The sequence below is a fragment of the uncultured Flavobacterium sp. genome, from assembly GCF_963925415.1.
GTDB lineage: Bacteria > Bacteroidota > Bacteroidia > Flavobacteriales > Flavobacteriaceae > Flavobacterium.
This window is the reverse complement of sequence record NZ_CAWUTS010000044.1, coordinates 1-7,650: the sequence shown is the minus strand read 5'-3', so window position 1 is coordinate 7,650 and position 7,650 is coordinate 1. Positions and strand designations below refer to the sequence as shown.

5 protein-coding genes are annotated in these 7,650 nt (G+C 32.3%); 1 reads left to right on the top strand and 4 read right to left on the bottom strand.

Annotated elements, in window-relative coordinates; all coding sequences use genetic code 11:
• Positions 1-225: 225 nt before the first annotated feature.
• Positions 226-3,081, top strand: a complete 2,856-nt coding sequence (carB, locus tag AABM47_RS03695) for a carbamoyl-phosphate synthase large subunit (RefSeq protein ID WP_338409579.1) — start codon at positions 226-228, stop codon at positions 3,079-3,081.
• A gap of 48 nt (positions 3,082-3,129) precedes the next feature.
• Here the strand turns inward: carB and AABM47_RS03690 are convergent, their stop codons facing one another.
• From AABM47_RS03690 to AABM47_RS03675, 4 genes are all read right to left on the bottom strand, one after another.
• On the bottom strand, positions 3,130-4,119 hold the full coding sequence (locus tag AABM47_RS03690; protein WP_338409578.1) for a helix-turn-helix domain-containing protein: 990 nt from the start codon (positions 4,117-4,119) through the stop codon (positions 3,130-3,132).
• A 534-nt stretch (positions 4,120-4,653) separates the two neighbouring features.
• Positions 4,654-6,069 (bottom strand): MBOAT family O-acyltransferase, encoded by a 1,416-nt coding sequence (locus AABM47_RS03685; RefSeq protein WP_338409577.1) that lies wholly within the window; start codon positions 6,067-6,069, stop codon positions 4,654-4,656.
• Positions 6,059-7,108 (bottom strand): hypothetical protein, encoded by a 1,050-nt coding sequence (locus tag AABM47_RS03680; RefSeq protein ID WP_338409576.1) that lies wholly within the window; start codon positions 7,106-7,108, stop codon positions 6,059-6,061. Before AABM47_RS03680 ends, AABM47_RS03685 begins: the two co-directional genes overlap by 11 nt.
• A gap of 183 nt (positions 7,109-7,291) precedes the next feature.
• Positions 7,292-7,650: hypothetical protein (locus AABM47_RS03675; protein ID WP_338409575.1), on the bottom strand; the 359-nt coding region annotated here is incomplete at its 5' end.

The following is a 7,650-nucleotide window of genomic DNA, read 5'->3' as shown; positions in this document are numbered from 1 at the left end:
AGAGCAAAAGGAAGACACAAATTGACTGTTTCTTGCGAACCAAGACATAAAAAATAATGATTAGCTTCTAATCAATATTAAGCCGTTACTTTTATTAGTAGCGGCTTTTTTTTAAACTTGTTTATAAAATTTAATAAGTTTCAAATCTCAAAGTTTATAATTTAACGTAAAGAGATTATTTTTGACAAACAACTAGTTTACTATCATAACCATACAATACATAAAATGCCAAAAGATAATTCAATAAAATCGGTTTTAATTATAGGTTCTGGTCCCATTGTAATTGGACAAGCGTGTGAATTTGATTATGCAGGGTCACAATCAGCACGATCTCTACGTGAAGAAGGAATAGAAGTGATTCTTATCAACTCTAATCCTGCAACAATAATGACAGATCCTTCAATGGCGGATCACATCTACTTAAAACCACTTACGACCAAATCTATACTAGAAATTCTTAAAGCACATCCACAAATTGATTCGGTTTTACCAACAATGGGCGGTCAAACGGCTTTAAATCTTTGTTTAGAAGCTGATGAAAAAGGGATTTGGAATGATTTTAATGTAAAAATGATTGGTGTAGATGTAAATGCTATTAATATTACCGAAAACAGGGATCAATTTAAACAACTTTTAGCCAAATTAGGCGTTGGTGCAGCACCCGCAAAAATTGCAACATCTTTTTTGCAAGGAAAAGAAATTGCTCAAGAGTTTGGATTTCCTTTAGTTATTCGCCCTTCCTTTACTTTGGGCGGCACAGGAGCTGCTTTTGTACACACTAAAGAAGAATTTGACGAAAAGCTATCGTATGGTTTAGAAATGTCACCCATACATGAAGTGTTGATTGACAAAGCTCTTTTAGGTTGGAAAGAATATGAATTAGAGTTACTTAGAGATAAAAATGACAATGTAGTAATCATTTGTTCTATTGAAAACATGGACCCAATGGGTATTCATACAGGCGACAGTATAACAGTTGCACCTGCGATGACTTTGTCAGACACAACGTTCCAAAAAATGAGAGATTTGGCCATCTTAATGATGCGTTCTATTGGTAATTTTGCAGGAGGTTGTAACGTGCAATTTGCAGTTTCACCTGACGAAAATGAAGATATTGTAGCTATCGAAATCAATCCTCGAGTTTCACGTTCTTCGGCTTTAGCCTCAAAAGCAACGGGTTATCCTATTGCAAAAATTGCAACAAAATTAGCCTTAGGCTATCATTTAGATGAATTGCAAAACCAAATTACAAAATCAACTTCGGCTCTTTTTGAACCTGCATTAGATTATGTAATCGTTAAAATACCGCGTTGGAATTTTGATAAATTTGAAGGCGCAGACAGAACCTTAGGGCTTCAAATGAAATCGGTTGGTGAAGTTATGGGAATTGGGAGATCGTTTCAAGAAGCGCTTCATAAAGCAACGCAGTCGTTAGAAATTAAACGAAACGGACTAGGAGCTGATGGAAAAGGATATAAAAACTACGAGCAAATTATTGAAAAACTAACTTTTGCTAGTTGGGACAGGGTTTTTGTAATCTATGATGCTATTGCATTAGGAATACCTTTAAGTAGAATACACGAAATCACACGAATCGATATGTGGTTCTTAAAACAATATGAAGAATTATTTTACTTAGATAAAGAAATATCAAAATACAAAGTTGCTACTTTGCCAAAAGAATTGTTGCTAGAAGCCAAGCAAAAAGGATATGGCGATAGACAAATAGCTCATATGATGGGTTGTTTAGAAAGTCAAGTTTACAATTTACGTGAAGAACAAAATGTCAAAAGAGTTTATAAACTGGTAGACACATGTGCTGCCGAGTTTAAAGCAAAAACACCTTATTATTATTCTACTTTTGAAGCCGAAATACAAAGGCCAGACGGAACAACTTATGTAGATAATGAAAGTATTGTTACCGATAAAAAGAAAGTAATTGTTTTGGGTTCAGGTCCCAACAGAATTGGACAAGGAATTGAGTTTGATTATTCTTGTGTTCATGGTGTTTTAGCGGCAAAAGAGTGTGGTTATGAAACCATCATGATTAACTGTAATCCTGAAACGGTTTCTACCGATTTTGATACAGCTGATAAATTATATTTTGAACCTGTTTTTTGGGAGCATATTTATGACATCATTCGTCATGAAAAACCTGAAGGAGTTATTGTTCAATTGGGGGGGCAAACGGCTCTTAAATTGGCTGAAAAACTATCTAAATACGGAATAAAAATACTTGGAACGAGCTTCGATGCTTTAGATTTAGCAGAAGATAGAGGTCGTTTTTCTGATTTGTTAACCGAATTAAATATACCTTTTCCACAATTTGGAATTGCCGAAAGTGCCGAACAAGCTTCTTTTTTAGCAGACACTTTAGATTTTCCATTATTGGTTCGTCCTTCATATGTTTTGGGTGGTCAAGGAATGAAGATTGTCATCAACAAGCAAGAATTAGAAGAACATGTTATCGATTTGTTAAAATCGATTCCAGGAAATAAATTACTTTTAGATCATTATTTAGACGGAGCTATCGAGGCTGAAGCAGATGCTATTTGTGATGCCGACGGAAATGTTTATATCATTGGAATAATGGAGCACATTGAGCCTTGTGGAGTGCATTCGGGAGATAGTAACGCTACGTTGCCACCCTTTAATTTGGGTGAATTTGTAATGAATCAAATTAAAGAACATACACACAATATTGCCAGAGCTTTAAAAACTGTAGGTTTGATGAATATTCAATTTGCTATAAAAAATGACGTGGTTTATATTATTGAAGCTAATCCTAGAGCATCTCGTACGGTACCTTTTATTGCTAAAGCATATGGAGAACCTTATGTGAATTATGCAACAAAAGTTATGCTAGGGCACAATAAAGTAACTGACTTTACATTTAACCCTCAATTAAAAGGATATGCCATTAAACAACCGGTATTTTCTTTCAGTAAATTTAAAAATGTTAACAAGGCTTTAGGACCAGAAATGAAATCTACTGGAGAAAGTATTTTGTTTATTGATGATTTAAAAGACGATCAGTTTTATGAATTGTATTCGCGAAGAAAAATGTACTTGAGTAAGTAATAAATTAATAAAAAAAACCTCATAATGAGGTTTTTTTTTTCATTAAAATCAATTTTTTTTTCGATTGTATTTGCTTCTATATTTAATAGGTGATAAGCCCGTGTATTTTCTAAAGGTGTTTCTAAATGCTTTTTCATCTATATAACCCACATGATGCATAACTTCCTGAATATTTAAATCAGATGATTCAAGGCTTTTTTTTGCAGCTTCTATTTTTACGCGCTGAATATACTCTAGCGGAGTATTAGAAGTAGATTTTTTAAATCTTCGAAGAAATGATCTACTATTAATTTTAACAATATTAGCAATGTTTTCAATATTTAATTTTTCTTCAAAGTTTGTTTCCATGTATAGTTGAGCTTGTTTTATAGGCTCATCATCGTGTTCTTTTTGACCGTTAAAAATCATAAACTGATTTTGGTCTATTCGATCAAATTCAATTTCAGAAAATTTGGAACACCAAACAGCCGTCTCTCTGCCACAATATTTTTCAATTAAATAAAGCATAAAGGTAAGGAAAGAATATGCACCTCCGCTAGACATTATGCCGTTATCATCGCATATGATTTTTTCGGGCATTAGAACAACACGTGGATATCTTTGCTTAAAGTATTCATGAGTCATCCAATGTGTAGCACAAGGTTTGTCATCTAATAAACAAGTTTCAGCGAGCAGAAAAGCACCGGTACACAAACTGGCAATATCTGCATCATTTTCAATTTTACATTTTTTAATCCATGGAACGAAAGCTAAATTACTTTCAATGTCTTTTTCTAAATTTTCTCCAGTAAATGCCGTTATAATAACCAAATCTGTTTCTGCTATTTCATCGATTGTTTTGGTAGGGCTAATTTGAAAATAGTTTTGGTATTGAACGGGTTCTTTGTTTAAACCTACTAAGTCAATAGTAAAAAAATCTTCCTCTAAGCCTTTAATTTTTTTATAATATGTATTGGCTATTTTTAGTAAATTGTATGGCGCAATAATAGTGTCAATTATTGTATTACCTTGAGGAACAATTATACTAATATGTTTCATTGTATATTTTGGGGGATGTAAAAATACACTTTATTGGTGGCGTAAACAACACCGTATATTGTCTGTTAAGGCACTGCTAAAGTAATTGAATATAATTAATCTTACTTAGTACGTGTTTAATTTCGTAAAAAAATATTAAAATCTTTATAAAGATAAATATACAACAATAAATTTTACTATCCGTTTTAAATTAGGCACAAAAAAGTTAACTTTTATTTACATCCTGTAGTTAAAATGATTGTTAGTAAGAACAAGAATTTTATTGTTGTATATTTCATTTTATTTAAAATTTATTTTTAAGATTTGTGAACTGTTATCATTTTTTTTAATGTTTATGGATTTGTTATTTAGTGTATATGTGAGTATAAACTTTATAGATTGTTGCTAATTTTTTCTTTTTTTGAAAAATATTAGCATACATGTTTCTGTTGAAATTTAATTTATAAAAATCCTCTTTTCATAGGGTTTCCATCTTTATGTAAATGAAAATTTCAACAGAAACATGTATGCATAACCTTGATAATTTCGTTTCTATTAAAACTGAAAATAAAGAAACTGCTCACCACTGCCTTGTGCGATAGCAATTAAGAAAAGCATGACGGCCCAAACTACAGCTAATGCAATTGATGACATTTTCTTTGAAACTGCTTTAACAGAGGTATTTCTCATAAACCAGTGGCTTAAAAATAGTATACTAATAATAATTCCTACTTTTAAAATATCAAAGGAATCTACAACTTTTTCTCCGTCTTGATTAAAATAAAACATAGAACTAATAATATTCAATGCTGTTTTAAACTCTCTAGCCCTAAAAAAAACCCACGTAATATTAATACAGATAAAAGTTGCGAATGCCAAAAACATACCGTTCCATTTTGTAATTTTGAAAGGTATATATTGACGTTGCAACCTTTCTAATATTAAATAAGTACCATGCAGACCACCCCAAACTATAAAAGTCCAAGCAGCTCCATGCCAAAGGCCACCGACTAACATGGTTATCATAAGTGCTGCATACATTCTAATTATACCACGACGATTTCCACCCAACGGTATATATAGATAATCACGTAGCCATGAAGATAGCGTGATATGCCATCGTTGCCACATGTCAGAAAAGCCTATGGAAGCATACGGGTATTTAAAATTATCCGGTAAGTTAATTCCTAGCATTAAGGAAATTCCAATAGCACAAGTAGAATAGCCCGCAAAATCAAAAAAGATTTGACCTGAAAAAGCTAGTGTTCCTATCCATGCATCCCAAAAATTTAAAATTTTACTGGAGTTATACACTTTTTCAACAGTGCCTGATAACAAAGTGTCGGCCATCACAACTTTTTGAAATAAGCCTAAAGTCAATAAAAACAGCCCCCAAATAAATTGATTTAAGGTAGCTCTTTTTTCTTTATAAAACTGTGATATTAAATCTTGTGCTCTTACTATAGGACCTGCTACCAACTGAGGAAAAAAGGTAACATACAACGCAAAATCTAAAAAGGTTTTGGCCCGTTCTGTTCTTTTTAAATACATATCTATAGTATAAGACATCGTTTGAAAGGTGTAAAACGAAATACCCATTGGTAATAGAATATCCATAAGTATTGGTTGATAGTTATAACCATAGGTGTTTAATATGGTTGTAAAATTATCCATAAGAAAATCACGGTATTTAAAAAAAGCTAAAAAACCAAGATTAACAGACATACTTAATATTAGCCATAGTACCCTTTTTTGTTTATTTTCTTCAACAGCTAGTTTTTTTCCAGTAGTCCAATCTACAATTGTTGAAATCCAAAGTAAAATAACTAATGGCGGATTCCATAATCCATAAAAAATATAACTGGCAAAAAGAAGCATTCTTTTTTTACCGGCCCAATTAAATAATTTTGAATAATAAAGTGCCAGTACTATAATTAAAAAAACGACGAAACTTAATGAATTAAAGAGCATGTCTAGTAGGTTTTAAGTTAATTAAAGCGTCATCTTTTTTCATAATTTTGACTAATTCTGTAGTAAAATATTGTGCGTCTTCTTTTGATAAATGTGATTCTTCAGGACAAATAAGTTCTTTTAAATTGTCATAATCTTCAAAATGATAACTTGGAACTCTTGCTTGTTTTACTAAATCGTTCCAAAACATAGCTCTTGGAAGTTTCTTGTTTTCTCTTGCTCTTACTGAACCGCTTGATGGACACCGTATTAAAATTACATGACCTCCACGAGCTTCAAATACTTTTAAATCGTTTAAAAAGAAAGTCATTGTTGAGGCTTTATCTGGGGGTGGTTTACTTGCTGAATTACGCCCCCCAAACTGCCACACTTTAATTATAGAATTGGCATAGGCTGTATCTGTAACCGCTATTTGTTTCATGACATTATTTCTGTCTTCTGCAATTTCACCAAATTCATGAAAAGGAGGCATTGGGTCAAAAACCCGATTTCCTATATTTATTTTAGCAATCAATTCTTCTAATTTAATACCATCAATACCTTGGTCATCACTTAAAAAGACTAAGTTTTTTTGAAGAGGTAATGATAACATATGATTTAAAATTTGAGCATAGGTTCTTTCTTTATAATAATCTACTTTAGACTGTGGATTTTTCCAAGACCGCGCATCTGGTGCGGTAGTTGAAAAAAACAATCCTGGTGTCACTCCTACTACTATGGTCCCTGAAAAATTAGTATTAGTTACAACATCATGAAAAATGGGTAAGGGTGAGCTGCCAACACTTGCTAGTTGAATTGGTCGAATACCTATTTGTGCTTCCCATTCATCTATCTGCATGTCAAAAAGGACTCGTGAGGAACCCATAAGCAGAACGTTATTGCTCGATGCTTCTTCTATTCTGGATCGTTGCATAGCCCAAAGGGCTTTATTATCGTCTAATGTTGGATAAATTCCTTGAGAGCGCCAAAAAAGCTCCCATGTTCCTATTACAACTAAACTTAATATAGTTGTAACGATAAATGTTTTTTTTAAGTTCATAATAGTTAGTTTGATTCAATTCAATTTGCATTTTAATTTTCTAGCATCTACTATATTTAAGCCGTATAGATTTCTAAATAATAGTAGTTTTTAGAGATTAATATTTAGGCTTCAATTTAACAAAAACTGTAAATATAAACAATATTTTATATTTTATTAATGCTTGCAGGTTTTAACCTAAAGCTACTTTTCTGTGTTAGATTTGGCGAGCCATTCTATATATTTTTGTTCAAGAAATTGATTGCCATCTTTACTATACTCAGGCCTCAATGTCCAATCCGGAGTGTATGCGGTAAAGTGATCTCCTGGGTAATAAGCAAACTGAAAGTTTGAATGCAACTCTTTCATCTGTTTTTCAAGCAAAAGAATGGGATAGTTAAAAAAAAAATTATCTCGATTTCCTACTGATATTCGGACTTTATGATCCAATTCAGATTTTAAAGACGCCCAGTTGTTTCTGAGGTTTAAAGCAATGTCATAGTTTTGCCAATGTGCAAATACAGCGGTGTCTATCAATCCTGTACTACTATTGCAAATACGTT

Coding starts and splice junctions, on each gene's coding strand:
- AABM47_RS03690 (WP_338409578.1), bottom strand. CDS start 4,119: ATGAAACATATTAGTATAATTGTTCCTCAAGGTAATACAATAATTGAC.
- AABM47_RS03680 (WP_338409576.1), bottom strand. CDS start 7,108: ATGAACTTAAAAAAAACATTTATCGTTACAACTATATTAAGTTTAGTT.
- AABM47_RS03685 (WP_338409577.1), bottom strand. CDS start 6,069: ATGCTCTTTAATTCATTAAGTTTCGTCGTTTTTTTAATTATAGTACTG.
- carB (WP_338409579.1), top strand. CDS start 226: ATGCCAAAAGATAATTCAATAAAATCGGTTTTAATTATAGGTTCTGGT.